Source organism: Dactylosporangium sp. CS-047395 (genome assembly GCF_050942185.1).
In the GTDB taxonomy this organism is placed as follows: domain Bacteria; phylum Actinomycetota; class Actinomycetes; order Mycobacteriales; family Micromonosporaceae; genus Dactylosporangium.
In genome coordinates this window covers 3,453,045-3,477,726 of the sequence record NZ_CP192015.1, presented here as the reverse complement: position 1 = coordinate 3,477,726, position 24,682 = coordinate 3,453,045, and the positions used below count along the sequence as shown (strand labels likewise).

The following is a 24,682-nucleotide window of genomic DNA, read 5'->3' as shown; positions in this document are numbered from 1 at the left end:
CGCGGCGGCATGCGGCCAGGGCCCGGCACTCGGCGTCGGCCGTCCCGCGCGGCCTTCGACCGCCGCCCACCCTCATCGGTGCGCGGCGCGCTGGCAGGTCTTCGGACTCGTGGGCGTCGAGCGCATGCCTACTGGCCGTCGCTTCCCAGGCTTGATCGAGCCCAGTGCACATGACGGCTGTCGTTCCCACTGACCGCTGCGGGGCAGTCCCGGATTCGCACCGGGTTCCCTCTTGCCTCGGCCACCCTGGACGAGTGGCCGAACCAGCTACGGTCAACACCATATATGGGTACCGCCACGAATGCACGCCACTACACCTTGTGCGGCGTGTCGCGTCGCGCCGCGTGCTTCAGCGCACGCGGCGGATGGAGCCCGAGGGTGCCGGGGCGGCGGCGTCCGGGTGCAGGATCGCCGCGAGGGCCTCGACTCCGTCGACGAGCCGGGGGCCGGGCCGCACCACGATGCCGTCGGCGTCGATGGCCCAGACCTGCGCGTCCGGGAACCGCGGGGCGACGAGCGCGGCCTGTTCGGCGGCCCCGTCCAGGTGGAAGCCGCACGGCGTGACGACCACGACGTCGGGACGCGCGCCGGTCAGCTCGGACCAGTCGACCTGCACCGACCGCGCGCCCGGGCGGGCCGCCACGGGTTTGCCGCCGGCGGCGGTCACGAGGTCGGGAACCCAATGTCCGGCGGTGAACGGCGGGTCGACCCACTCGACGACCGCCACCCGCGGCCGGGCGCGCCCCGCCACCCGTTCCGCGACGGCGTCGAGCCGGGATCGGAGGTGGGCGATGAGGGTCGAGGCCCGCTCCGGCACCCCGGCCCGCTCCCCCACCGTCGCGATGGTTTCCAGCACCTCGTCGAGGGTGTGCGGGTCGAGGGACAGCACGTCGGCGCGGCAGCCGAGGTGGTCCAGGGCGTCCTCGACGTGGCCGGACGGCAGGGCGCAGACGCGGCACAGGTCCTGGGTGAGGATCAGGTCGGGGGCGAGTGCGGCCAGGGCGCCGGCGTGCAGGGTGTAGAGGTCCTCGCCGGCCGCGAACTGGTCGCGCACGTACGCGTCGATCTCGCCCGGCGTCATCCCCTTGGTGTCGCGGCCGCCCACCACCACGGTCTTCTCGGCCCGGGCGGCGGGCGGCTCGTCGCACTCGAACGTGACCCCGACGAGCCGCTCCCCGAGACCGAGGGCGTAGACGATCTCGGTGGCCGACGGCAGCAACGACACCAGGCGCATACCCCGACCCTATGCCGCGACCGCCCGCAGTGATTCCAGTCCCGGGCCGCGCAGGTGGTCCAGCGCGGCGAGGCGGCCGCAGACCAGCAGGAGCAGCGCGCTCATCGGGCCCTCGACCGCCGGCCCGTTGCCGAACTGCCAGGCGGTGTCGTCGGCCAGCAGGGAGTACCGGAGCAGGGTCTTTTTGATTGGGAAGGGTCGCGGCCAGTGCATCGTCATCATGCGCGTCGCGGCGGCCGCGGCGGCGTCGGGCGGCATCGGCAGGTCGCGGCCCAGGGGGATGGCGATGTCCTGGGTGTGGACGAGCATATCGGTCAATGTTTCGTAGGGGGTGACGCCGGTCTGCGCGCGGCGGGAGCCGATCGAGGCGCGGATCAGGGCGACCAGGCCGGCGTCGTCGACCTCGGCGGCCCGGGCGACGGCCATGTCGTGGATGCCGCGTTCGAGGTTGCCGCGGGCGCCGACCAGGATGGGCGTGCGGGCCAGCAGGTCGCGTACGGTCATCTGCTGCAGCGTCAGGTGGGCGGCCACCTCGCGGACAGTCCACTGTGTACAGAGCGAGGGACTTGACCACTCGTCGGGCGTGAGCGAGGCCAGCAGGTCGGCGACGGCGGTGCGTTGAGCATCGATCGCGGGCCACCAAGGGAACTTCATCGGGGTACCTCCAGGGTGCGGACCAGCGCGCGCAGGCCGGGCGTCGGGTCGAAGGCAGGATCGGGCATGGCGAGCTGGTGGAGCACCAGGCCGGTCCAGTAGTTCATGATCAGTGGGGCGTCGCGGTCGGGGTCGGGCGAGCCGCTCGCGCGGATCCAGTGGGTGGCCCAGGCGTTGACCCTGGCCCCGGTCTCCAGCAGCTGGGCGCGCAGTTCGGGACGGATGGCGGCCTCCAGCAGGATCGCGTACCGGGCCAGGGTGAGCGACCGCTGCGGGCCCGTGCTCAGCTTGGCGAACCGGCCGAGGACCTCGGCCAGCTCCTCCGGGCTCTGCGGCACCACCTCGGTGGCGATCCGCTCCCAGTTGGCCTGCTCGCGCTCGGCGAAGCGCTGCACGACCGCGTCGATGAGCGCCTCGCGGGTGCGGAACAGGTTGGACGCCGAGCCGACCGGCAGTCCGGCCCCGGCGTCGACGGCCCGGTGGGTGAGCGCCCGGATGCCGCCCGCGCCGATGACCTCGATCGCCGCGTCCAGCAACTGCTCCCGCCGAGTTCGCACCGCTTGAGACTACATCTGTAGTGAGCAAAACTACAGATGTAGTCAGGTGGCCGACTGTTATCCTGGCCGACCATGACGGTTGCGCGCCTGCGCCTCGGGATCGACTTCGGCACCTCCACCACGATCGCGATGCTGCAGCGCCCCGACGCGCGAGTGCAGCCGCTGCTGTTCGACGGGTCGCCGCTGCTGTCCTCCGCCGTCCTGCTCGGCCCCGACGGGCAGCTGCACACCGGGCGCGACGCCGCCCACCTGGCCCGCAGCGCCCCCGAACGGATGGAACCCAACCCGAAGCGGCGCATCGACGACACCGCGGTGCTGCTGGGCGACGCCGAGGTCGGGGTGCGCGACCTGATCGTCGCGGTCCTCGGCCGGGTCGCCCGGGAGGCCGCGCGGGTCGCCGGGCCGGTCCAGGACGTGGTGCTCACCCACCCGGCGAGCTGGGGCCAGAACCGGCGCGCGCTGCTCACCGACGCCGCCCGGCACGCCGGGTTCGTGAACATCGAGCTGGTGGGCGAGCCGACCGCCGCCGCCACGTACTTCGCGCACACCCGCGGCGCCGGTCTCCCGCTCGGGGCGTGCGTGCTCGTGTACGACCTCGGCGCCGGCACCTGCGACGTCACCCTGCTGCGGCGCACCCACACCGGCTTCGAGCAGGTCGCCTCGGACGGCCTCAACGACGTCGGCGGCCTGGACGTGGACGCCGCGGTCATCGGGTTCCTGCAGGCCACGTACGGGCAGCTGTGGACGGACCCGGCCACCCGCCGCCAGCTCTGGGACGATGTGCGCTCGGCCAAGGAGATGCTCTCCCGGGCCAGCGGCACCGTGGTCGGCATCCCCGCGCTCGGCCGCGAGGTGCCGCTGGGCCGCGAGCAGCTGGAGGGCCTCACCCGCCCGGTCCTGCGCTCGACCGTCGCGATGACCCGCGCCCTGGTCAACGAGTCCGGCGTGGGCACCGCCGCGATCGCCGGCCTGTTCCTGGTCGGCGGCTCCAGCCGCATCCCGCTCGTGGCCACCATGCTGCACGAGGCCCTGGGCATCGCCCCGATCGTCGCCGAGCAGCCGGAACTCGTGGTGGCGGAAGGCTCCCTCTACGTCAACCGCACGCCCAACGCCGCCCCGATCTCGGCGGTCCCGGCCTCCGGCGGCGCGCCCTACCCGACGACCGGCGAGTTCACGGCGGCGGCCACCCCGGTGTCGTCGCCCGTGTTCGCGGCCGCCCCCGTCTCCCCGGCCGCCGTCACCGGCCAGCCCCTGACCCCGCAACGCCCCTTCACCCCGGTGATGCCCCCGCGGCCACCGGCGGCGCAGCGGCGCGGTCCGTCGCCGGCGGTCCTCATCACGATGGTGCTTTTAGGTGTACTCCTCGTGGCCGGCACCGCCACCGCCGGTATCTACGCCTTCGCCAAGGACCGGACCGGCGACCCGGGCCCGACCAGCCCGACCACACCGGCCAACACCGCGGGCGCCCAGAACGCGGGCGGCCCCGGGAAGTACGCGCTCGAGAAGGTGCCCAAGGACGAGTGCGCCGCCTCGGACGCCACGCCGTTCTTCGACCTCTACGAGGGCGAGCTGAGCAAGCCGACCGGGAGCCGCAACCCCGACGCGACGGTGAACACGACCAGCTGCGCGTACACCCGCTCGCACGCCGTGGGCGACCCACAGCAGCAGCGTACGGCGACCGTCTCGTTCATCGTCTACGCGTACAACGACGTCTCCCTGGCCTCGCGCATGCAGACCCAGGCCGCCGCGTCGGCGGAACTGGCCGGACCGAACTCCCAGGTGCCCGGACTCGGCGAGGAGGCCGTCATCTACGAGAGCCCGGGCGTCGGCGACCAGGCCGCCGCGCAACTGCGACTGACCCTGAGCCTGCGCGACAGCAATGTGTGCATGCGAGTGGACTTCTTCGCTTCCCGCGCCGACGGCAAGACGTGGACGCAGGCCGAGAAGGACGACCTGCGCGACCGGACCATCGCCGCCACGAAAGCCACGTTCACCAAGACGGTGGCGGGTATGCAGCGGTAGGCATGGCGAAGGCCGGCCACCGTGACGGTGACCGGCCTCGAGCCAGGGGTAGCCCTTGTCGTGCTAGTTGGCGGCGACGCCGTACTGGCCGCCCTCGCCGTGGAACTGGGTACCCTCCGCGAACGCGGCGTCGAAGCGCTGCGAGAGCGCGTCGAGCTCGGAGAACTGGGCCGAGTGCGAGGACTCGGAGCCCTCGGCGGCGAAGACGTGGTCGTCCTCGGACGCGTCGTGGCTGTAGTTGGTGTAGTTGTCGGCCGAGTAGTGCACCGCGGCCGGCTGGTCGTACTCGACGTGCGAGCCGGTGGAGAAGTCGGTCGACTCCTGCGCGTGGTGGTCGTTCTCGTAGATGCCGAACTGCGACTGCGCGTCGTGCTCGGAGCCCTGGGCCTGGTGCAGCTGGTCGAGGGCGTCGTGCTCCTGGCCGGCCGAGTACTGGCCGTAGTCCACGTCGTGACCGGTGTCGCCGCTGTCGTAGGTGTCGATGTCGCTCATCTTCGGTTTCCCCCTGGGAAGTGGTTGTCGCTGCTGACATCACTAAAGTTACGGCGATCCGGGAACGGTCGAATCCCGGAAACGTGCCACCACCGGAGGGCGCGAACACTTTGCCGCCGATCGGCGAACAGGTGGTGTGAGGGAGACGGATTTGGTACCGCCGGAGAGCGACACCGCGCTGCTCCAGGACCGGTTCGCGGAGGTTTTCGACCGCCACTACGAGCACATCTACGCCTACGCCGCGCGGCGCCTGGGGCCGGATCTGGCCGAGGACGTGGCGTCGGAGACGTTCCTGGTCGCCTACGACCGGCGGGCCGGCTTCGATGCGGCGCGCGGGGAGGTGCGCCCGTGGCTGTACGGCATCGCCTCGAACCTGATCATGCGCCACTCGCGAGCCGAGGCACGGCGCCTCAGAGCGTTCGCCCGCAGTGCCGAGCCCGACACCGGCCCGGACGACACCGAGCTGGTGCCGGGACGGGTCGACGCCGGCGGGGCCCGCGGCCGGCTCGCCGCCGCCCTCAACCGCCTGTCGCTGGCCGACCGTGACGTGCTGCTGCTCGTCGCCTGGGCCGGCCTGAACCAGCAGGAGGCGGCCGCGGCCCTGGGCATCCCGCCCGGCACCGCGCGCTCCCGCCTGCACCGCGCCCGCCAGGAGATGCGCAAGGCCCTGGCCCTCGACCCGAAGGTGGCTGAGTGATGGATGAGATGACGGCACTGCGCGAGGCGTTCGGCCCGGATCCGGCGCCCCCGCCGGACACGCGCGACCGGGCCCGCGCGGCCCTGATGCGGCGCATGGAGGACGGGCCGGCGGTGGCCGCGCCTCGGAAAGTACACAAGCGATGGCCTTTCCGGGTTGCGCTCACGGCGGCTGCGGCGGCCGCGGCGGTCATCGGGGTCGTGGCGGTGGAGAACTTCGGCACGGTCGACGACAGCGGCCAGGGCTACTCGACCGTCGGCCTGCCGTTCCCCAAGCCCGCCAGCGCCGCCGAGGTGCTGACCAACGCGGCCTGGGCGGCCACCCACAAGCCGTGGGCCGACCCGCGACCGGACCAGTTCATGTACAACGAGGCGCAGGAGCTGCGCAACGACGCCGCGTTCGAGCGCGAGCACCCCAACGACCCGATCCGGCCCGGCAGCACCCGGGTCATCACCAGTCAGAACTGGAAGCGCATCGACGCCAAGGTGATGGCCACGAACGAGAGCGGCAAGCTGGAGGTGTACGAGCAGGGCGGCGCCGTCACCTGGGGCCAGCTCGACTACAACCAGCTCAAGGCCCTGGACACGCCGGACAAGGTGCTCGCCTGGGACAAGGCCCCGAAAAACTTCGGCATCGAGCTGGACCGGCTGCTCGGCCAGTACGTGCTACCGCCCAAGGTGGAGGCGGCGTTCTACGGCGCGCTCGCGAAGGGCGACGGGGTGCGGCTCAACCCGGACGCGGTGAACCTCGACGGGCGCCCGGCGATCGGTCTCGGCCGGGTCGAGGAGGGGTTCCTCGCCCAGGAGCTGCTGTTCGACCCGACCACCTACCGGCTGATCGGCGAGCGCGAGGTCGCCATCGCCGAGCGGCACGTCACCGACGAGCACGGCAACGACGACTTGACCCGGGTCGGTGACCTGTTCCGCCAGGTGATCTACACCAAGGCGGTCATCGTGGACAAGGTCGGCGACACAGAGTAGATGCACGGCTGGTGCCGAATTGCCGGCCGACGGCGTATCGTCGGCCGGCATGGTGCTCAAGGTGGACGTGCCGCACGAGCTCATCAGCGGCGGCGTCGATGAGGGGTACGGCCCGGTCGCCGACGCGTTCCGCCGGAACTTCGCCGAGCGGGGCGAGATCGGGGCGGCCTGCGCGGTGTACCGCGACGGGCAGAAGGTCGTCGACCTGTGGGGCGGCTACCGCGACGGCCGCCGCCGCGAGCCGTGGCGCGAGGACACGCTCGTCACCGTGTTCTCGACCACCAAGGGCGTGTCCGGCCTGGCGATCGCCGTCGCGCACGCCCGCGGCTGGATCGCGCACGACGAGCCGGTCGCGACCTACTGGCCCGAGTTCGCCGCCGGCGGCAAGGAAGCGGTGACGGTACGCCAACTGCTCGCCCACCAGGCCGGCCTGCCCGCCATCGACCGGCCGCTCAGCGTGGCCGACCTCGCCGACCTGGACGTGGTCGCGGCGGCCCTCGCGGCGCAACGCCCGGCCTGGGCGCCGGGGACCCGGCACGGCTATCACGCCATCTCGCTCGGCTGGTACGAGGGCGAGCTGATCCGCCGGGTCGATCCGCACCACCGTACCCTCGGACGCTTCTTCGCCGAGGAGATCGCCGGACCGCTCGGCGTCGAGTTCCACATCGGCGTCCCCGAATCCGTCGACCCGGAGCGGATCGCGACCATTCACGGTTACAAGCCGGCCGAACTGCTGCTGCACATGGGCACCATGCCGCGCGGGTTCGTGCTCGGCTTCCTCAACCCGCGCAGCGTCACCGCCCGCTCGTTCGCCAACCCGAAGGTGCTCAGCCAGACCGGCAACTACAACCTGCCGGAGGTGCGGCGCCTCGAACTGCCCGCGGCGAACGGCACCGGCGAGGTCCGCGCGATCGCCCGGCTCTACGGCGATGCCGCGACCGGCGGGTCGGCGCTGGGGCTCACCGCGGAAACCCTCGACGCGCTGATCCGGCCGGCCCAGGCCCCCACCGGCGGTCTCGATGATGTCGTACTGCACGTGCCCACCCAGTTCTCGCTGGGCTACGTGAAGCCGTTCCCCGCCCTGCGCTTCGGCGCCGCCGGGGATCGCGCGTTCGGCACGCCGGGCGCCGGTGGCTCGTTCGGCTTCGCGGACCCGGAGACCGGCGTCGGCTTCGCGTACGCGATGAACCGCGCCGGTTTCCACCTCTGGGACGACCCCCGCGAGCTCGCGCTGCGCGAGGCGCTGTTCCGCACCGTGCTGGGCGAGCGGAGCCAGCGCCCCGACGCGCGCTGACGGTCAGGACTCGCGCTCGACCCGGGCGCCGATCGCGGCGAGGCGCGAGGTCTCGTCGCGGCGGCGGACCCACCACACGCCGAGGAGGAAGACCAGCAGCGGCAGCAGGACCAGCGCCGCCCACTGCCCGAGCACGAGCGGAATCACGTGGCCGCGCTGCAGGTTGGACACCGCCCAGCCGTCGAAGCCGTAGTTGACGAGTTCGAGCATGGCGACCACCGGCGCCGCGGCCACGAGCAGGCGGCGGCGGATCGGGCCGGGGAGCCGTACCAGCGCGACGAGGAACGCGACGGCGGACCCGGCGATGGCGGCGAGCACGAGCCACAGCACCGCGGGGCCGGTCGCCTCCAGGGCGAACGAGCCGCCGGCCGGGCCGATGAGGTCGTACAGGTAGAACGCGCTGTAGCTGCCCCCGTCGTACCCGCGCATGAGGATGCCCGAGCCGCTGACCACCGCGAGCACACCCATCAGCAGCGGCGCGCCCACGAGCACGGCGAGGCGGTAGCGACCGGCGACCTCCCACGGGCCGCGGGGGCCGGCGGCGCTGAGGGCGAGGGCGGCGACGAGCGCGGCCACGAACCACCACAGGGCGTACACCACCGGCACCGGGTCGTGGGTGAACTGCCGCACCATCGGCACGACCTGGGTGAGGAACGCGATCCAGCCGAGCCAGCCGGCGACCCGGCGCAGCCCGGCGAACGCGGCCACGGTGACCAGAGCCCAGGCGGCGATCTGGATGAGCAGCGCGGGGCCGGGGGACATCGTGAGCCGCAGCGCCTTGGTGGCACTCAGGGCCAGGATGGCGAACGCGGCCAGGGGCCCGATGAGCGCGCAGGCGTCGGCCCAGCCGGGTCCGAGCAGGCCGCCGGTCGGGCGCTTGAACAGCCGCAGCCGCAGGGCGTGGAAGGCGATGTCGGCCGCGTCGCCGGGTCGCGGCCAGCGGCGCCGCTCCCCCGCGTCGGCGAGCATCGTGGTGAGCATGTCCTCGCCGTGCGCGCGGCGGAACCCGGCCGGGTACAGCCGCAGCAGCCGCTCGTAGCGCACCTCCAGCGGTGTCGTCACGCCGCACCTCCGCCCGCGAGCAGCCCGCTGTTGCGCAGCCGGCGCCCGGCCGTGTTGGCCGCGGCGCGGCGGCGCTCGACCTCGTCGGCGAGGCGCTGCGCCCCGGACGCCGTGAGCCGGTAGGTGCGCCGCAGCCGCGACTGCACCACCTCCTCGGCGGCGATCTCGATGAGGCCGTCCTCAACCAATTCGGCGAGCACGGCGTAAAGGGTCCCGGGGCGCAGGCGCACGGCGCCGCCCGACTGCTGCTCGACGTCCTTCATGATCCCGTACCCGTGCGTGGGCTCGGCCGCGAGCGCGGACAGGATGTGGAAGGCCGACTCCTTGAGTGGCATGGCCGGAGCATATATCTAATTTAGGTATATGCCTAACCTTGCCGGTAGTGGGTCACCACGATCCGCCCGTCGACCACCCGCGAGCCCTCGGTGCGCAGGTTGAGCCGCTTGCCCGGCGCCTGGAACAGCGGGCGTCCGCCGCCGAGCACCACCGGGTGTACCGCGACGTGGTACTCGTCGATGAGCCCGTGCTCGGTCAGCGCGGCGGCGAGCCCGGACCCGCCGGTGAGCAGGATGTCGGCGCCGGCCTCGGCCTTGAGCGCCCGGATCTCGCCGGCCAGGTCGTCGCGGATCACGCGGTCGGTCCACTCGTCACCGGCGAAGGTGCGCGAGCAGACCACCTTGGGCGTGGCCCGCCAGAACGGCGCGAACGCCTTGGTGTGCGAGTCCTGGTCGAACTCCTCGGCGCGGGGCCAGAAGCCGACCATCATGTCCCAGACCGGCCGCCCGTACAGCAGCGTGCCGACCCGCTCGTCCAGCGACTCGGAGTATGCGGACAGCTCCGGCCCCATGACCGGCCAGTCGAACTCGCCCTGCGGCCCGTCGATGAAGCCGTCGACCGAGGCGTGCACCCAGTAGATGAGGTTGCTCATGCCCTATTGTCGGAGCCGATCGCGGCCCCTCGACACGATCGCGCAGAATTTCTCCATGCCGCCGCCGCTGCTGTTCCTCGACGTCGACGGGCCCCTCGTCCCGCTCGCCCACCGCGGGGCCGCGCCGCACCCGGCGGCCGAGGCCGCGGCCCGCCGCCACGGCAACCCGCTGCTGCTGCGCGTCGATCCCGCCGACGGCCCGCGCCTGCTCGGCCTCGGCTGCGACCTGGTGTGGGCGACCACCTGGGCCGAGGACGCCAACGAGGTCATCGGCCCGCTGCTCGGCCTGCCGGAGCTGCCGCTCGTGGCGTTCTCCGACCACGACTTCGACGGCCCCGAGCACTGGAAGACCCGCGACCTGGTGGCGTGGGCGGCCGGGCGGCCGTTCGCCTGGGTCGACGACGAGCTCACCGCGGCCGACCGCGCCTGGGTCGCCCGGCACCACCCGGCCCCGGCGCTGCTGCACCGCGTCGACGGCCGCGCGGGCCTCGCGCCCGCCGACTTCGCGGCGATCCGGGACTGGGCGGCCGGCTGAACTACTCCGGGGCGAAGTGCGCCTTCGCGAAGGCGAGCGCCCCGGCCAGGTCCTCGTCGCTCGTGCCCCACGCCGACTGCACGACCGCGCCCCAGGCGTCGCAGCAGCCGGACGCGAACGCCTTGGCCTGCGGGGTGTCCTGCCACGTGGCCGGGTCGTAGTCCGCGCCCGACAGGTGCATGAACAGCCCGGCCAGGGCCAGGTCCCAGCCGCCGCCGATGCCGAGGGTGCCGCCCGGGCCGTACTGGGCGACCATCGCGTCCACGATCTCGGCCGGCGACGAGTGTTCCAGCTCCAGGTCGGTCCGGTCGCCCGACGGCGACAGGCGCAGCTCCACCTCGGTGTCCATCCCCTCGCCGAACGACCAGGTGACGCGCAGCAGCGACGGCGGTGAGCAGTGCAGGATCTGGCCGCCCGCGTTGCCCTGCAGCTGGTACTTGCCGCCCGGCCGCAGGTCGCCCTCGACCGGGGCCAGCCAGCGGGCCAGCCGGTCGGGGTCGGTGCAGGCGTCCCAGACATCGTCGACGGTCGCGTCGTACGTGCGGCGCAGCAGCAGCGACCGGCCCGGCCCGCCGGTCGACAGCGGGGCGGTGCCGAGCTCGCGGTGGGTGGCGTTGATCTGGTTGACCAGGTCGATCACGAGTCCTCCTTGCGTTGGCGCCGGCCCCGGGCCAGCTCGGTGGCCAGGGCGTCCAGGCGCTGGGTCCAGAAGCCGCGGAAACGTTCCAGCCAGGCGTCGACCTCCCGCAGCGGGGCGGCGTCCACGGCGTACAGGCGGCGGGTGCCCTCCGCCCGCACCGTGGTGAAGCCCGCCTCGCGCAGCACCTTGAGATGCTGGGAGACGGCCGGCTGGGAGATGCCGAACTCGGCCCGCACGGCCTCGCTGATCGCCCCGGCGGGCTGCTCACCGTCGGCGAGCAGCTCGAGGATCCGGCGGCGGACGGGGTCGCCGAGCACGTCGAACGCGTGCACGGACCGAGAATGTCACCGACCGCTTATATAAGTCAAGACTGAAATAGCACCGGTACGGTTCAATGGCGGGATGGACTGGCTCGCCGCACTCGTCTTCACCGTCATCGCGATCACCGGCGTGTCGCTGCTGTTCGGCCGGCGCGGCGAGGACCCGCAGACCGCCCGCCGGCTGGCCACGATCGAGCGCAAGCTGGACCTGATCATGGACCAGCTCGGCATCGTGGAGCCGGAGCCGGAGGTGGACGCGATGGTGCTCGAGGAGCTGCGGCAGGGGCGGAAGATCCAGGCGATCAAGCGGTACCGTGAAATCACCGGCCTCGGCCTGAAGGACGCCAAGGACGAGGTCGAGGCGCTCGGGCGCCGCTACGGCCTGCTGTGAGCCGGTGATGTGGCCGGCCGCGCGCTGCCCGGTGCGCGAAGAGGAACGGGCGTGGATCGAGCACTCGCTGGGCTGGCTCAGCGCCCAGTTCGGCCGCACCACGCTGTTCGGGCCGGTCCTCACCCCGAGCGACGCCGACTTCCCCGGCGTCTGGACCGGCAGCACCGACGAGATCGAGGCGCTGGTCGCCCGGCTCTGCGCGCACGTGGGCGCCGACCGGTCCGGGATCGCCCTGGAGTTCGAGCACGCCGGCGCCGAGCCGGGCCTGGCCGGGCACATCCCGCTGAACACGGTCGGCACCGGCGCGGCCGGGCACTACCACGAGCGCGACGGCTGCCCGGTGGTCACGATCCGCGAGGACCTGGTCGAGCGCCCGACGGCCCTGGTCGCCACGCTCGCCCACGAGCTGGGCCACGTGCGGCTGCTGGGCGAGCGGCGGGCCGAACCGGACGCGGCCGACTGCGAGCCGCTCACCGATCTGGCCACCGTCTTCTTCGGCCTGGGCCTGTTCGCCGCGAACGCCGCGCTGGACTACGCCCGGCTCACCCGCGGCGACTACGCCTACTCGCGCACGAGCCGGCTGGGCTACCTGACCGAGCCGATGTACGGGTACGCCCTCGCCCGCTACGCCTGGCTGCGGGGCGAGCCGAGCCCGGAGTGGGCGCGCTTCCTGGACACCAACCCGCGCACGTACCTCAGGCAGGGTCTTCGGTATCTCGCCCGGTCGCAATAGCCGCCAGGGCCGCGAACACCACCGCAGCCGGGACGGCGGGCAGCAGTCCCCGGGACCAGTCGGGCGGCGCGACGACGGGCGGCAGCAGCCGCGGCGGCTCGGTGCTGACCGCGATGGCGACGATCGCCCCGTCCTGGACCCCGGCCTGCGCCCGCGCGCGGGCGATCAGCGCCAGCCGCTCCTGCGCGCTGAGCACCGGCTGCAGCGAGGACGGGTCCGGCGGCTGGGTCCACTCGTACAGCGCCGGCGCGGTCAGCACCGCCAGCAGCGCGACGACGGCGAACCCGCGCCCGAGCGCCGCGACGAGCAGCAGCCCCACGCCGAGCACGAGCAGCGTGCCCTCGACCGCGTGCCGGGCCGGGGCGGCCGGGTAGATCAGGCAGTTCGGGAAGCCGTGGCCGCCGGTGCGCGCGTCGATCGAGGCGGCCAGCACCGCGAGACACGCGAACCCGGCCAGGCGCGGGCGGGGGGCGGGGAGGCTCAGGGCGTACAAGAGGAGGGCTGTCATGGTTGTCGTGCCGGTCCACGGCAGGACGTGGCCGGCGAGGATCCCGGCCACATGGGTGGCGGCGAGGCCGGTGACGATCAGCCGCACAGCCCGCCGCCGAAGAGGTGGTAGACGTCGGGCGCGGGCACGCACGCCGGGCGGACCGGGGCCCCGAGCGCCCGGGGTGGCGTCGCCGGCAGGCCGGCCAGCAGCGACACCGCCGCGACCACAGTGAGCCGCAGGGCCGGCCGGCGCTTCCACCGGGCCGGGCCACGCGCGGGCGGCCCGGCCCGGTGGTCGAGGTCGATCACCCGGCCAATGCTACGCGCTCCGGCTCCTCCACAGTGGAGCGAACGACCGGCGGCCGCGACGGCCACCAGTTGGCCCGGCCGAGCAGGGTCATCGTGGCCGGTACGAGCAGCATCCGCACCACGGTCGCGTCCAGCACGATCGCCACCACGAGCCCGACGCCGATCTCCTTGATGGGCGCGAACCCGCCGAGCAGGAACCCGGCGAACACCACGACGAGCAGCAGCGCGGCGGACGTGACGATCCGGCCGGTCTGCTGCAGGCCGTGCCGTACGGCGGCGCGGGCGTCGCCGGTCTCGAGGTACCGCTCCCGGATCCGCGCCAGCAGGAAGACCTCGTAGTCGACGGAGAGCCCGAACGCGATCGCCGCGACGAGCACCGGCACGGTCAGGTCGACCGCGTCCAACCGTTCGGCCCCGAACCAGCTCGCGAGGTGGCCGTCCTGGAACACCCACACGATCGCCCCGAACGCCGCCGCGATGCTGAGCAGGCTGGTCAGCACCGCCTTCACCGGCAGCAGGACCGAGCGGGTGAACACCGCGAGCAGCGCGAACGTGGCGACGAGCACGATGAGCGCGGCCCACGGGCCGTACCGCAGCAGCATGGCCCGGTAATCGACGAGGCGGGCCACGTCGCCGGCCACGAGCACCTCGAACGGGGCCGGCAGCGCGCGCACCGCTTCGAGGGTCGCCCGCCCCTCGGCCGTCCACGGCTGGTGCACCGGCGTCGCGCGCACCACGCTCACCGCGTCCGACACCGGCACGATCTCCACTGTGGACACTCCGGGCACCGTCCGCACCCGCGCGGCGAAGTCGGCCGTGGCCGGGGCGTCCGCGGCCGAGCGCACGACGGCGGCGATGGCGTCGGGCCCGACGAGCTGCGGGAAGTGCGCGGCGAGCGCGTCATACTGCCTGCGGGTCTCGGTCGTCGCCGGAAGGGCGCGCGCATCGCTGTTGGTCAACCGCAACTGCAGCGACGGTACCGCCAGCAGCAACACCCCCGCCGCCGTGACCACGGTGACCAGCAGCGGCCGGCGCTGCAACGCGTGCGCGAGCCGGGCGAACAGACCGGTCCCGGACGCGGGCCCGGCGGGCTTGATGCGCCGCCCGACCAGCCGCAGCACGGCCGGCAGCAGGGTCAGCACGGCCAGCATGTCGACGACCACGACGGCCGCCCCGGCCAGCCCCATCGAGCGCAGGAACGCGTCCGGGAACACGGTGAGGCCGAGCAGGCTCGCCGCCACCGTCAGCCCGGTGACCGCGATCGTGCGGCCGGCCTTGGACACCGCGCGCCGCAGGGCCTTGTCGCGGTCGGCGGTGGCGGCGAGCTCGGTGCGGTACCGGCTGATGAGCAACAGTCCATAGTCGACGGCCAGCCCCAGGCTCAGCATGGTGGCGACCTGGATCGCGTAGACGCTGATGTCGGTGACGAGGCTGCCGAGGTACAGGATGCCGAGCGTGGCGGCAGTCCCCGCGAGCGCGACGATCAGCGGCATCAACCCCGCGACGAGGCCGCCGAACACCACGATGAGCAGGATCAGCACGATCGGCAGGGTGACCAGTTCGGCCCGCTGGACGTCGGTCTGCGCCTGTGTGCCGAACTCCAGGTCGGTGAGCGGCCCGCCGGCCACGGTGACGTGCTCCGATCGCAGCGCCTTGGCGACCGCCCCGGCCTGCGCCTCGGTGGCGTCGGGCGTGAGCGTGACGTCGGTCAGCCAGGCCTGCCCGTCGGCGCTCGGCACCGGCGGCGCGACCGCGGCCACGCCCGGCATGCTCCGCACGGCTCCGGTGTCCACCGTGGACCCGACGGCGACGGCGGTCAGGTGCTGGCCCTGCGGCCCGGCCGCGTCGGCCCGCAGGTCGAGCGCGCGCTCGTTCTCGCTGCCGGGCACGACCGCGACCTGCGCGGTGAGGTTCTCGAACACCCCGCCGCCGAAGCCGGCCCCGAGCCCCACCACGGCGACCCAGATGGCAATGGTCAGTATTCTCAAGGTCGGTATTCGCAAGGTCGGTATTGTCTTGGACATGCGTCGATGCTCTCGCCGCGGCCCGGCCGGCCGCATCGCCGACAAGAGCCGGACGGATCCCTCGTGAGAGTGAGCTGGGCGGTCCGCGCAGCGTTCCGGTCCGGGCAGCCGTTCGAAGCCCAGGGCGCCACGGTACCGGCCCAGCTCATCGCCGAACTCCTGCTCGACGGCCCGCGCGCCCGAGCGGGCCGCACCGCCCGCGTCGACCTCTCCGGCGCGCGGATCACCGGCCGCCTGGACCTCACCGGCGCCCGCGTCGACGCCCCGATCCGCCTGCGGGGCTGCACGTTCACCCAGCCGCTCCTGCTCGACCACGCCGAGCTGGGCTCGGCCAACCTCGACGAGTGCACGCTCCCGTCGCTCGACGCCGAGTCCCTGCGCGTCCGCCGCTGGTTGGGCCTGCGCCGCGCCACGGTCACGGGCGAGGCCTGGCTCCACCACCTCCGCGTCGACGGCGGCCTGGACCTCACCGGCACCGCCTTCTCCGGCGCGGTGAACCTCCAGCGGGCCGTCATCGAGGGCGACGCCAAAATCGGCCACGGCGCCGTGTACTCCTCAGGCGTCCGCCTGGACGGCGCCCGCATCGCCGGCGACCTCAACATCGCCCAGTGCACCGTCCGCTCCCCCCGCCCCGGCGCCCCGGCCATCGCGGCGAACGGCGCGGTGATCGGCGGCGGCGTGTGGGCCCACGCCATGACCGCCGAGGGCATGGTCATGTTCATCGGCCTGCGCGCGGCGGGCGCGATCGTCCTGCAGGGCTCACTCCTGCGGACCCCGTCGGACTCGGCCCTGCTGCTCATCGAGGCCGAGACCGCCATGCTGACCCTCCGGCCGGCCCCGTCCTCGTCGGGCGCCATCAGCCTGCGCGACGCACACGTGGGGCGGCTCGTCGACGACCCGACCGGCTGGCCTGAGGCGTGCACCATCGAGCTGGCGGGGCTGACGTACGACCGGATCAGCCGCCGCTCGGACGACACCCGCGCGTGGACCGCGCGCGAGCGGCTGGCTTGGATGGCGCGCTGCGATCCTACGTTCGCGCCGGGGCCGTACGACCAGTTGGCGGCGGCTCTGCGCCGCGACGGCCGAGAGCAGGAGGCCCGGCAGGTCCTGCGTGTGCGCGAGCGGCTGCGCCACCGCGCGATGGGGCGGCTCGGCGCGGTTTGGGGGGCGGTGCAGGACGCCACGATCGGCTTCGGCTACCGCCCGGCGCGCGCTCTGTTGTGGCTGCTGGCCGTGTTCGGCGCGGGGGCTTCGTGGTTCGCCTGGAGCGGGCCGCTCGACCCGGTGAAGCCTGGCGAGTCCCCGACGTGGGATCCGCTGCTGTACACGTTGGATCTTCTGGTGCCGCTGGTCGATCTCGGGCACGAGCACGCCTGGAATCCGACCGGCGCCGACAAGGCCGTCGCTGTGCTGATCATGGCCGTGGGCTGGGTCCTCGCCACCACGGTGATCGCGGGCGCCGGGCGGGCCCTGCGGCGCTGAAAACACGGGGTGTCGCGGGAAGTTACTTGCCAGTACCATCGCGCCACACCCCTGGTTCCATCACCGCAAGGAGGCTCGATGGCACCGCCCGCCCGACGCCGCCGCTCCGGCTACTGGTTATTGGCCGTTCCGACGATCGCGCCGCTGCTCACACCCCTGTACGACCGGGCCGACCCGAAACTGTGGGGGCTGCCGTTCTTCTACTGGTACCAGATGGCCTGCGTGCTGCTGGCCATGGCGATCATCGCCTTCGTCTTCCTGCGCAACCGGCGGCCGGAGTTCGAGCGGTGAGCGGCGGGGTCGAGACCCTCGTCTTCGCCGGGCTGATGGGCGCGATGCTCCTGCTCGGCATGAGCGCGGCCCGCTGGCGGCGGCCGCGGGACATTCACAACCTCGAGGAGTGGGGCGTCGGCGGCCGGGCGTTCGGGAACTGGACGACGTGGTTCCTGCTCGGCGGCAGCATGTACAGCGCCTACACCTTCGTCGCCGTGCCCGCGCTCACCTACGGGGTCGGGGCGATGGGCTTTTTCGCGGTACCGTTCGCGACGATCACCACCCCGCTCTCGTTCATTTTCACCACGCGGGCCTGGTCCGTCGCCCACCGGCACGGGTTCGTGACGCCGGCCGAATTCACCGCCGCCCGCTTCGGCTCGCGCGGGCTCGGGGCGGCCGTGGCGCTGACCGGGATCGCGGCCACCATGCCGTACATCGCGGTGCAGCTCAGTGCCCTGCAAGCGGTACTGCAGACGGTCGGGATGGCCGGCGAGTGGCCGCTGCTCGCCGCGGTCACCGTGGTGGCGCTGTGCACGTTCCGCTCGGGGCTGCGCGCGCCCGCGCTGCTGTCCATCGCCAAGGACGTGCTGCTGGGCTGGGTCGTCGTGGCGGCGCTGCTCATCGTGGCGATGAACGGCGGCTGGGGCGAGGCGTTCCGCAAGGCCGGGCAGCATTTCGCCGCGACTCCCGCGCCGGGCGACGGGCTGCTGCTCGGCGGCTCGGCCGGGCAGAGCGCCTACCTGACATTGATCATCGGCTCCGCGTTGTCGATTTTCGTGTACCCCCACGCGCTCACGACGATGCTCGCCGCCAAGGACCGCTCGACCGTCCAGCGCAACGCCGCCGCGCTGCCGATCTACTGCCTGGTGCTCGGGTTGATGGCGCTGCTCGGCTTCTTCGCGCTGTCGCAGGGCGTCCGGCCGGTCGGGCGCGACCTGAACACCGTCATCCCGCAGCTGTTCCACAACCTGTTCCCGGCCTGGTCGTCCGGCATCGCCCTGGCCGCGTTCGGCATCGCCGCGCTCATCCCGGCCGCGGTCATGTCCATCGCGGCGGCGAACGCGTTCACCCGCTCGATCTACCGCGCGTACCTGCGCCCGGCCGCCAGTCCGGCCGAGGAGGCGCGGGTCAGCCGCTGGTCGTCGCTGGTGGTGAAGGTCGGCGCGGTGTTCTGCATCCTGCTGCTCAACCCGCAGTTCTCCGTCGACCTGCAGCTGATCGGCGGGGTCATCATCCTGCAGACCATCCCGGCCGGCTTCCTCGGGCTGCTGACCGGCTGGTTCCACCGGCTGGCCCTGCTGGCCGGGCTGGCCGGCGGCCTCGGGGTCGGGCTGGTGCTGCTGTACCGGATCCCGCAGGCCGGCCCGAACGGCACGATCGCCAAGGCGCACTTCGGCGGCTCGATCACCACGATCGCGGGCTGGCCGGTGTACGTCGGCATCGTCGCCCTGGTCGTCAACCTCGCGATCGTGGTGCTGGGCACGCTGCTGTTGCGGGCGGCCCGGGTGCCGGCCGGGCACGACTCGACCCGGCCGGACGACTACGACGCGGACGCCGACGACCCGATGGTCAAGCGCCTCGAGAACCTCCTCGACGGCCTGCCCAGCAGTCCCGCCGGCGTCCACGCCGCACCCCGCTACATCCGTCAGAACACGCGCAGCTCGTAGATCCGCGCCGCGCCGCCGGTACCCTGCTCCGGGGTGCCGGCGGTCAGCCGGACGTACCTGCCGGACACGCCGCTGACCGGGTGCGTGGTGCTCGCCGCGGTGTTGTTCGTGACGCTCACCGCCTGGGTCCAGGTGGTGCCGTCGTTGGACACCGCGATGGTGAAGGCCTTGGTGTTGTACGCCGCGGACTCCCCGCCGGCCTGCGCGTGCGCGACCTCGAAGCGGCTGATGCTCTTCGTCGCGCCGAGGTCGACCTGCAGCCAGGGCCCGGCCACCGACGAGCAGAACTTGTCGGTGTTGCCCCCGGACACGCTGCCGTTGACCGCCTTCTCCGGCCCCTCGGACGCCGCGCACGGGGTCGATCCGGTGGCCGGCCGGCCCTGCGCGAGGTTGGTGCCCTGGCCGGTGGGCGCGCCGACGGCCACGTTGTCGAACGCCGCCGCGGCGTTGAACACCCGCACCCCGTCGGCTCCGGACCCGAACGTGGCATCGGTGACACTGATCTTCGGCGTGGTCAGGTCGTCGACGTACACCTTGATGGATGAGCCGACCGCGGTCACTCGCAGGTGGTAGGTCGTGCCCACCGCCACGCTGAGGTTCGCCGTGCCGAGCTGGGTCCAGTTGTTGGCCGCCCGGCCCAGCACCACGCGGCCGGCCGGGCTGATCCCGGCGTAGTACCCGCTGTAGGCGTCGGTGCCGCTGCCCAGCCCGGTCGCCCGGAACACCAGCCCGGCGTCGCCCGTGCCGGAGGTGACGCTGACGTCGGCGTCGTAGCTGAAGTCGCCGAAGTTGGTGTCCAGCATCGCCTTGCCGCCCAGCGAGTTGCCCGCCTGGTAGCGGCCGCCGGTCACGCTCCAGCTGCCGCTGTAGGTGCGCCAGCCGTAGGCGTTGGCGTCGGCGAAGTTGTCCTTGACCCGCATGGTCACGCGCTGGATGGTGCCGTCGGCGTTGAAGTTCATCCGGTCGTACGCGAGCGCGCGGTGGTTGCCGTCGGTCTCGCTCAGCGGGCGGCGGTGGTAGAAGATGTACCAGGTGTCGGTGCCCGGCACGTTGACGACCGAGTTGTGCCCGGAGCCCTTGGCCACCGCCGCGTCCTGGGCGAGGACCCGGTCCAGCTTGGTGAACGGGCCGGTGGGCGAGCTCGCGATGGCGTACGACACCGAATAGTCCGGGCCGGTCCAGCCGCCCTCGGACCACATCAGGTAGTACTTCCCGTTGCGCTTGAACATCTGCGGGCCCTCGGTGTATCCGGACGGCGTGATCTCCTTGTAGGTGCTGCCGTCCGGGAACGTGCCGATGCTCGTCATGTCGGCGTTGAGCCGCGCCACGTTGGCGTGCCCGTGCCCGCCGTAGTAGATGTAGGCCTGCCCGTCGTCGTCGATGAAGACGTCCTGGTCGATCGGCTGGGCGCCGTTGTAGTACTGCCCGATGAGCGGCCGGCCGATCGCGTCGCGGTACGGGCCGGCGGGGTTGTCGGCGACGGCGACGCCGATGCCGCCCAGGGTCGAGTTGTTCTGGATGTCGTTGGCCGCGAAGTACAGGTAGTACTTGCCGTTGCGCTGGATCGGCGCCGGGGCCCACATCGCCTGGGTCGCCCACGACACGTTGGCCTTCGTCAGCACGTTGGCGTGCCGGGTCCAGGTGACGAGGTCGGTCGAGGAGAACGCGTCGAGGTACGTCTGCTCGCCGTAGCTCTTCGAGGTGGTCGGGTAGACCCAGTAGGTGTTGTCGTAGATGGCGATGTCGGGGTCGGCGTACCAGCCGTCGGCGAACGGGTTGCCCGCCTCGGCCGTGCTGTAGTCCGGGAGGGCGGCCGCGGCGGGGGCCGCGGGCGCGAGGGCGGCGAGCAACCCGGCGGCGGTGAGGGCGGCGGTGAGGCCGGCAAGCAGGCGTCTGTTCATCGGTGGCGGCTCCGATGCTGGAGGGAAAACGCTCAGGTTCCGTCAAAGATGCACACAACCCAACGCCTTCTGTCAATGCTTGACAAATAGGCGTCCGCCCGGGTCGGTGGCGGCCAACCCGGGCGGACAGTGTGTGAGAGCGCTCTCACATGGTTCTACGTCGATGTCTTCCGGTTGTCAACGGTCCTCACCAATCCCAGAAGAAGATGGCACCCACGAAGGCGGCGAGCGCCGTGAGGATCCACAGCCCCTCGACCACCCGCAAAGCGACCGTCCAGCTGTGCGAGGTGTGCGCGCAGGGCTCCAGGTTCGGGCGGTGCCGGCCGTCCGGATCGCTGCGCACCCGGGTCTGGTCGCCGGGCGCGAGGACGTTCTCGTTGCAGCCGATCCAGCCGAGGTCCTGCTCGGTACGCCGGTCGCTCACGCGGTACACCCAGGCGCACCCGCTGTCGGTGGACCGGCACTCCTTGCCCGTGACGATGGCCGCCTGCCACTGGCCGGTCCGGACCTCGAGGTCGATGGCGGTCAGCCAGATCGTGGCCACGACGAGGGCCGCCGCGGGGATCAGCAGGATCGAGCCGGCCTCCTCGCCGGCCTCCAGCGCGATCAACGGCACGAGGAAGGTCGCGACGATCCAGGCCACCACGCCGAGGAACAGGACGACCAGCCACCGCCACCACCCCGTTGAGCCGATGTGCCCGGCCCAGATGGCGATCCCGCCCGCCGCGAGCGCCGTCGCCGCGCCCCCGAGCCCCCGCAAGAACCGCATGCCCGCCCCCTCCCCCGCGCAGCGTATACACCTCCGGCAATGTCAGAAGTTGCTCAGCACCGAGATGAACACGTCCTCGATCGCGGCCGGGTTGCGCGCGTCGTACGCCGCGGCCCGCGACGAGCGCGCGATCGCGGACAGCGTCTTGAGGTCGGACTTGTCGCCGAACGCGATCGCGAAGACCCGCACCGAGCGCTCGAGGGTGTCGGCGTTGACGTCGCTGAGCAGCGCGGTGAGGTCGTTGTCGCGCGGGTACTCGTTCTTGCCGTCGGTCAGCACCACGATCGCGTTGATCCGGCCGGGGTCGTAGCGCTCGACCATGCCGCGCTGGGCCGCCCGCACGGTTGTGTACAACGCCGTCCCACCCTCCGGATGCAGGCCCTGGATCGCCGTGGTGAGCCGCCCCTGGACGTCGCGCATGGGTCCGAAGGGGACGAGCTCCACGTACGGCTGCGGTCCTCCGGCGTCCTCGGTCGAGAACTGCCACAGCGACACCTCGTCGTCCGGGTGCAGCCGCCGCAGCCCGGCGATCGCGGCGTCCTTGGCCGCGTCCAACCGGCTCCGCCCGCCGCCGGCCGACTCCCGCATCGAGCCCGACACGTCCATGACGAGCAGGACCCGCGCCTTCTTGCGCAGGTCGTCCCAGCCCGCCAGCATCCGGGACAGCACGTTGGGGGCCGGCGGGTCGATCAGCGACAGCGCCGGCTGGTCGGCCGACAGCCCGATCGCCGTGGCCAGGGCGCTTCCGGCCCGGCCCTGGTAGTCGCGGAACCCGAGGTCGGCGAAGCGCTGCTGCTGCTCGGGCCGGCGCAGGAAGTCCAGGAAGTCGGCGGCGGCGGCCCGCTGCTCGGCCGAGGCCGCGGCGAGGACCACATACGGGTGGTCCATCATGAGCGTGCCGTCCTTCGGGTGTACCGCCACCAGCGGCACCGAAGGACGCCGCCCCTTGCCGATCTGGCCGGGATCGCCGTCCGGGGCGCCGGAGTTGTAGAGGTACAACAGCTGCTCTTGCATGGCGATGGCGCTGACATAGGACGTGGCGCGACCCTGGGCGTCGGCCTCGGCCATGTTGCCGAGGAACTTCACCGCGTCGTCGGCGTAGTGCACCACGCTCGCCTCGACCCCGCGGACGAAGTCGCGCACCTGCGGGCGGGCGAGGTCGGCCGGGGTGAGGTCGCTGGACTTGCCGCTGGCCGCGTAGAACGCCGCCGCCGTGGCCGCCAGCCCGGACGTGGACAGGTGCGGGTTGTCCTTGCCGAGCGTGAACCGGCCCCACTCCGGGTGCCCGTAGGCGCCCCAGCCGCGCGGATCGTTGGCCAAGGCCAGCACGTCGGACCAGCCGAGCGGCTTGCCGGGCCAGCCCAGCGCCTCCGCCATCGGCCGGGGCATGCCGATCGTCAGCGGGCTCTGCGCGATCGAGGGCACGTCGGCGTCGGGCGTGTCGTCCAGCGGCGCCGCGCGATCCTGGGCCGTGGCCCGCTCCCGCGCCAGGCCCAGCCACAGCGACGACGACGGCGCCCACACCTGCGGGGCCGGCGCGCCGTCCGCGTCCGGGTTCCAGCCGTCCACAAGGGACTCCATCGCGGCGCCGGACGTTCGCTTGTGGACGGACACCCCGGCGCAGCGGCCGTCGAACACCCGGCCCGCCGTGTTGTACCGCTTGGCCAGCTCGGCGAGCAGGTCGCCCTTCTCGGTCGACGCACTCAGCTCAATTTGGACGCAGTCGTCACGGCCCCGGTTGCCCTCGGCCTTCTCGGGGCGCAGCCACAGATAGGTGCCGGCGACGGCGGCCAGGCCGAGCACGACCGCCGCCGCCAGCGGTGCCTTGCGCGTCACGGCTGCACGACCTCGGCGACCCGTGGCGCTTCGGGCACGCCCGCGCGGCGCTCCTCCTTCGCGAACGCCAGCCCGACGCCGGTCAGGGCGAGGGCGACGAGCACATAGATGGAGACGCTGAGCGCCGAGCCGGTGGCCGCGACGAGCTTCACCGCGATGATGGGCGCCAGGGCCCCGCCGAAAATGCCCGCGATCTGGTACCCCATGCTGGCCCCCGAGTACCGCAGGCGGGTCGAGAACTGCTCGGCCACGAAGGCGGCCTGGGGCCCGTACATGGCCGCGTGCGCGACGAGCGCGACGACGACCGCGAGCACGATCGCGGCCCGATTGCCGGTGTCCAGCAAGGGGAAGAAGGCGAACGCCCACAGCGCGGCCCCGATCGCCCCGGCCGCGTACACCGGCCGGCGCCCCACCCGATCCGACAGTGCCCCGAACAGCGGGATGAGCACCAGCTGCAGCGCCGATCCGATGAGTACGGCCGACAGCGCATAGTCCCGGGGCAGCTTCACGGTGCCGGTCACGTACGTCAGCACGTACAACGTGAACACGTAGAACGCGACATCGGTGCCGACGCGGGCGGCCATCGCGACCAGCAGCGCCCGCGGATGCCGGGTGAGCACCTCGAGCAGCGGCATCTGCGCGGTCCGGTCCACCGCGACGAACTGTGGCGATTCCGCGACCGTGAACCGGATCCAGAGCCCCACGAGGATCAGCACCCCGGAGAGCAGGAACGGCACCCGCCAACCCCAGGACAGAAAAACCGCATCCGTTTGTACCGTGTTGAGCAACCACAACACGCCCGCCGCGAGCAGGTTGCCGGCCGGGACGCCGACCTGCGGCCACGACGCGTTCAGCCCGCGCCGCTCGTCGCCGCCGTGCTCCATCGTCATGACCACGGCGCCGCCCCACTCCCCGCCGAGGCCGAGCCCCTGCAGGAACCGCAGCGCGACGAGCAGGATCGGGGCGGCGGCGCCCCACGTGGCGTACGTCGGCAGCAGCCCGATGGCGAAGGTCGCCCCGCCCATCAGGACCAGCGTCACGACGAGCACGCCCTTGCGCCCGACCCGATCGCCGAAGTGCCCGAACACGATCCCGCCGAGCGGCCGGGCCACGAACCCGACCGCGTAGGTCGCGAACGCGAGCAGCGTGCCGGTGACGCTGGCGAACGAGGGGAAGAAGAGCTTGCCGAAGACGAGCGCGGCGGCGGAACCGTAGAGGAAGAAGTCGTACCACTCCAGTGAGGTACCGACGAGGCTCGCGATGATGACCCGCTTGGGGGCCGACTGGTCGTGCTGGGCTGTCCGCTTTGCCATGGTGGGCTCCTAACGGATCGTGCTCCTTCCTGGAGACGGTAGAGGATTGTTCAACGATCCGGCAATAGGCTCCGGTTTAT

The 24,682-nt window shown here is 72.6% G+C and carries 26 protein-coding genes and 1 riboswitch; of the genes, 10 read left to right on the top strand and 16 right to left on the bottom strand.

Annotated features, from left to right (window positions below; all coding sequences use genetic code 11):
• Positions 1 to 75: 75 nt before the first annotated feature.
• A riboswitch (cobalamin riboswitch) is annotated at positions 76 to 283 on the bottom strand.
• A gap of 66 nt (positions 284 to 349) precedes the next feature.
• The 3 genes from ACQP00_RS16310 to ACQP00_RS16300 are packed head-to-tail and all read right to left on the bottom strand — an operon-like array spanning position 350 to position 2,445.
• Positions 350 to 1,234, bottom strand: coding sequence for an ABC transporter substrate-binding protein (locus ACQP00_RS16310; protein WP_433219833.1), 885 nt, complete (start codon positions 1,232 to 1,234; stop codon positions 350 to 352).
• 9 nt (positions 1,235 to 1,243) lie between these two features.
• Positions 1,244 to 1,888 carry a maleylpyruvate isomerase family mycothiol-dependent enzyme gene (locus ACQP00_RS16305; RefSeq protein ID WP_433219832.1) on the bottom strand — a complete coding sequence of 215 codons (645 nt, stop codon included), beginning with the start codon at positions 1,886 to 1,888 and terminating at the stop codon, positions 1,244 to 1,246.
• A complete protein-coding gene (locus tag ACQP00_RS16300) occupies positions 1,885 to 2,445 on the bottom strand; it encodes a TetR/AcrR family transcriptional regulator (RefSeq protein ID WP_433219830.1) in 561 nt (186 codons plus the stop codon). The genes ACQP00_RS16305 and ACQP00_RS16300 overlap by 4 nt, the downstream gene beginning before the upstream one ends.
• A gap of 72 nt (positions 2,446 to 2,517) precedes the next feature.
• Here ACQP00_RS16300 and ACQP00_RS16295 point away from each other — a divergent pair, with 72 nt between their 5' ends.
• A complete protein-coding gene (locus tag ACQP00_RS16295; RefSeq protein ID WP_433219828.1) occupies positions 2,518 to 4,467 on the top strand; it encodes an Hsp70 family protein in 1,950 nt (649 codons plus the stop codon).
• A 63-nt stretch (positions 4,468 to 4,530) separates the two neighbouring features.
• Here the strand turns inward: ACQP00_RS16295 and ACQP00_RS16290 are convergent, their stop codons facing one another.
• Positions 4,531 to 4,959, bottom strand: a complete 429-nt coding sequence (locus tag ACQP00_RS16290; protein WP_433219826.1) for a hypothetical protein — start codon at positions 4,957 to 4,959, stop codon at positions 4,531 to 4,533.
• 136 nt (positions 4,960 to 5,095) lie between these two features.
• On the opposite strand from ACQP00_RS16290, the gene ACQP00_RS16285 reads away from it, so the two are divergent.
• The 3 genes from ACQP00_RS16285 to ACQP00_RS16275 are packed head-to-tail and all read left to right on the top strand — an operon-like array spanning position 5,096 to position 7,930.
• Complete coding sequence (locus ACQP00_RS16285; RefSeq protein WP_433219824.1) at positions 5,096 to 5,656, top strand: RNA polymerase sigma factor; 561 nt, start codon at positions 5,096 to 5,098, stop codon at positions 5,654 to 5,656.
• Positions 5,656 to 6,636, top strand: a complete 981-nt coding sequence (locus ACQP00_RS16280; protein ID WP_433219822.1) for a CU044_5270 family protein — start codon at positions 5,656 to 5,658, stop codon at positions 6,634 to 6,636. The genes ACQP00_RS16285 and ACQP00_RS16280 overlap by 1 nt, the downstream gene beginning before the upstream one ends.
• 49 nt (positions 6,637 to 6,685) lie before the next feature.
• Complete coding sequence (locus tag ACQP00_RS16275) at positions 6,686 to 7,930, top strand: serine hydrolase domain-containing protein (RefSeq protein WP_433219820.1); 1,245 nt, start codon at positions 6,686 to 6,688, stop codon at positions 7,928 to 7,930.
• A gap of 3 nt (positions 7,931 to 7,933) precedes the next feature.
• On the opposite strand, the gene ACQP00_RS16270 is transcribed toward ACQP00_RS16275, so the two are convergent.
• Genes ACQP00_RS16270 through ACQP00_RS16260 form a run of 3 tightly spaced genes read right to left on the bottom strand, consistent with a single transcriptional unit; the run spans position 7,934 to position 9,920 of the window.
• Complete coding sequence (locus tag ACQP00_RS16270) at positions 7,934 to 8,992, bottom strand: hypothetical protein (protein WP_433219818.1); 1,059 nt, start codon at positions 8,990 to 8,992, stop codon at positions 7,934 to 7,936.
• Positions 8,989 to 9,327: a PadR family transcriptional regulator gene (locus ACQP00_RS16265; protein WP_433219816.1), complete on the bottom strand. Its 339-nt coding sequence runs from the start codon at positions 9,325 to 9,327 to the stop codon at positions 8,989 to 8,991. Before ACQP00_RS16265 ends, ACQP00_RS16270 begins: the two co-directional genes overlap by 4 nt.
• A gap of 32 nt (positions 9,328 to 9,359) precedes the next feature.
• Entirely contained in the window at positions 9,360 to 9,920 is a 561-nt protein-coding gene (locus tag ACQP00_RS16260) for a dihydrofolate reductase family protein (protein ID WP_433219814.1), read from the bottom strand.
• 55 nt (positions 9,921 to 9,975) lie between these two features.
• Between ACQP00_RS16260 and ACQP00_RS16255 the strand changes: the two genes are divergently transcribed.
• On the top strand, positions 9,976 to 10,455 hold the full coding sequence (locus tag ACQP00_RS16255) for a hypothetical protein (RefSeq protein ID WP_433219812.1): 480 nt from the start codon (positions 9,976 to 9,978) through the stop codon (positions 10,453 to 10,455).
• Position 10,456: 1 nt separating this feature from the next.
• Here the strand turns inward: ACQP00_RS16255 and ACQP00_RS16250 are convergent, their stop codons facing one another.
• Both ACQP00_RS16250 and ACQP00_RS16245 read right to left on the bottom strand, forming a co-directional pair.
• Positions 10,457 to 11,095, bottom strand: coding sequence for an SRPBCC family protein (locus tag ACQP00_RS16250; protein WP_433219810.1), 639 nt, complete (start codon positions 11,093 to 11,095; stop codon positions 10,457 to 10,459).
• A complete protein-coding gene (locus ACQP00_RS16245; protein WP_433219808.1) occupies positions 11,092 to 11,427 on the bottom strand; it encodes an ArsR/SmtB family transcription factor in 336 nt (111 codons plus the stop codon). The genes ACQP00_RS16250 and ACQP00_RS16245 overlap by 4 nt, the downstream gene beginning before the upstream one ends.
• A gap of 70 nt (positions 11,428 to 11,497) precedes the next feature.
• On the opposite strand from ACQP00_RS16245, the gene ACQP00_RS16240 reads away from it, so the two are divergent.
• Both ACQP00_RS16240 and ACQP00_RS16235 read left to right on the top strand, forming a co-directional pair.
• Positions 11,498 to 11,806 carry a ribosomal protein L7/L12 gene (locus ACQP00_RS16240; protein WP_433219806.1) on the top strand — a complete coding sequence of 103 codons (309 nt, stop codon included), beginning with the start codon at positions 11,498 to 11,500 and terminating at the stop codon, positions 11,804 to 11,806.
• Positions 11,807 to 11,810: 4 nt separating this feature from the next.
• Positions 11,811 to 12,539 carry a hypothetical protein gene (locus tag ACQP00_RS16235; RefSeq protein ID WP_433219804.1) on the top strand — a complete coding sequence of 243 codons (729 nt, stop codon included), beginning with the start codon at positions 11,811 to 11,813 and terminating at the stop codon, positions 12,537 to 12,539.
• On the opposite strand, the gene ACQP00_RS16230 is transcribed toward ACQP00_RS16235, so the two are convergent.
• The 3 genes from ACQP00_RS16230 to ACQP00_RS16220 are packed head-to-tail and all read right to left on the bottom strand — an operon-like array spanning position 12,502 to position 15,340.
• Positions 12,502 to 13,134, bottom strand: coding sequence for a hypothetical protein (locus ACQP00_RS16230; protein WP_433219802.1), 633 nt, complete (start codon positions 13,132 to 13,134; stop codon positions 12,502 to 12,504). The genes ACQP00_RS16235 and ACQP00_RS16230 overlap by 38 nt on opposite strands.
• A complete protein-coding gene (locus ACQP00_RS16225) occupies positions 13,125 to 13,337 on the bottom strand; it encodes a hypothetical protein (RefSeq protein ID WP_433219801.1) in 213 nt (70 codons plus the stop codon). Before ACQP00_RS16225 ends, ACQP00_RS16230 begins: the two co-directional genes overlap by 10 nt.
• The gene (locus ACQP00_RS16220; protein WP_433219799.1) at positions 13,334 to 15,340 is read right to left on the bottom strand and encodes an MMPL family transporter; all 2,007 of its coding nucleotides are present in this window, start codon (positions 15,338 to 15,340) and stop codon (positions 13,334 to 13,336) included. The genes ACQP00_RS16225 and ACQP00_RS16220 overlap by 4 nt, the downstream gene beginning before the upstream one ends.
• An 84-nt stretch (positions 15,341 to 15,424) precedes the next feature.
• Here ACQP00_RS16220 and ACQP00_RS16215 point away from each other — a divergent pair, with 84 nt between their 5' ends.
• From ACQP00_RS16215 to ACQP00_RS16205, 3 genes are all read left to right on the top strand, one after another.
• Complete coding sequence (locus tag ACQP00_RS16215; protein ID WP_433219797.1) at positions 15,425 to 16,843, top strand: hypothetical protein; 1,419 nt, start codon at positions 15,425 to 15,427, stop codon at positions 16,841 to 16,843.
• Positions 16,844 to 16,921: 78 nt separating this feature from the next.
• Positions 16,922 to 17,134 (top strand): DUF3311 domain-containing protein, encoded by a 213-nt coding sequence (locus ACQP00_RS16210; RefSeq protein WP_433061251.1) that lies wholly within the window; start codon positions 16,922 to 16,924, stop codon positions 17,132 to 17,134.
• A 35-nt stretch (positions 17,135 to 17,169) separates the two neighbouring features.
• Positions 17,170 to 18,783, top strand: coding sequence for a sodium:solute symporter family protein (locus ACQP00_RS16205; protein WP_433223873.1), 1,614 nt, complete (start codon positions 17,170 to 17,172; stop codon positions 18,781 to 18,783).
• Here ACQP00_RS16205 and ACQP00_RS16200 read toward each other — a convergent pair.
• The 4 genes from ACQP00_RS16200 to ACQP00_RS16185 all read right to left on the bottom strand — a co-directional run bounded on the left by ACQP00_RS16200 (position 18,762) and on the right by ACQP00_RS16185 (position 24,602).
• Positions 18,762 to 20,684, bottom strand: a complete 1,923-nt coding sequence (locus tag ACQP00_RS16200) for a family 43 glycosylhydrolase (protein ID WP_433219796.1) — start codon at positions 20,682 to 20,684, stop codon at positions 18,762 to 18,764. The two genes, ACQP00_RS16205 and ACQP00_RS16200, sit on opposite strands and share 22 nt — an antisense overlap.
• Before the next feature lie 187 nt (positions 20,685 to 20,871).
• Positions 20,872 to 21,453 carry a hypothetical protein gene (locus ACQP00_RS16195; protein WP_433219794.1) on the bottom strand — a complete coding sequence of 194 codons (582 nt, stop codon included), beginning with the start codon at positions 21,451 to 21,453 and terminating at the stop codon, positions 20,872 to 20,874.
• A gap of 42 nt (positions 21,454 to 21,495) precedes the next feature.
• Positions 21,496 to 23,289: an extracellular solute-binding protein gene (locus tag ACQP00_RS16190; protein ID WP_433219792.1), complete on the bottom strand. Its 1,794-nt coding sequence runs from the start codon at positions 23,287 to 23,289 to the stop codon at positions 21,496 to 21,498.
• The gene (locus ACQP00_RS16185; RefSeq protein WP_433219790.1) at positions 23,286 to 24,602 is read right to left on the bottom strand and encodes an MFS transporter; all 1,317 of its coding nucleotides are present in this window, start codon (positions 24,600 to 24,602) and stop codon (positions 23,286 to 23,288) included. Before ACQP00_RS16185 ends, ACQP00_RS16190 begins: the two co-directional genes overlap by 4 nt.
• Positions 24,603 to 24,682 lie beyond the last annotated feature (80 nt).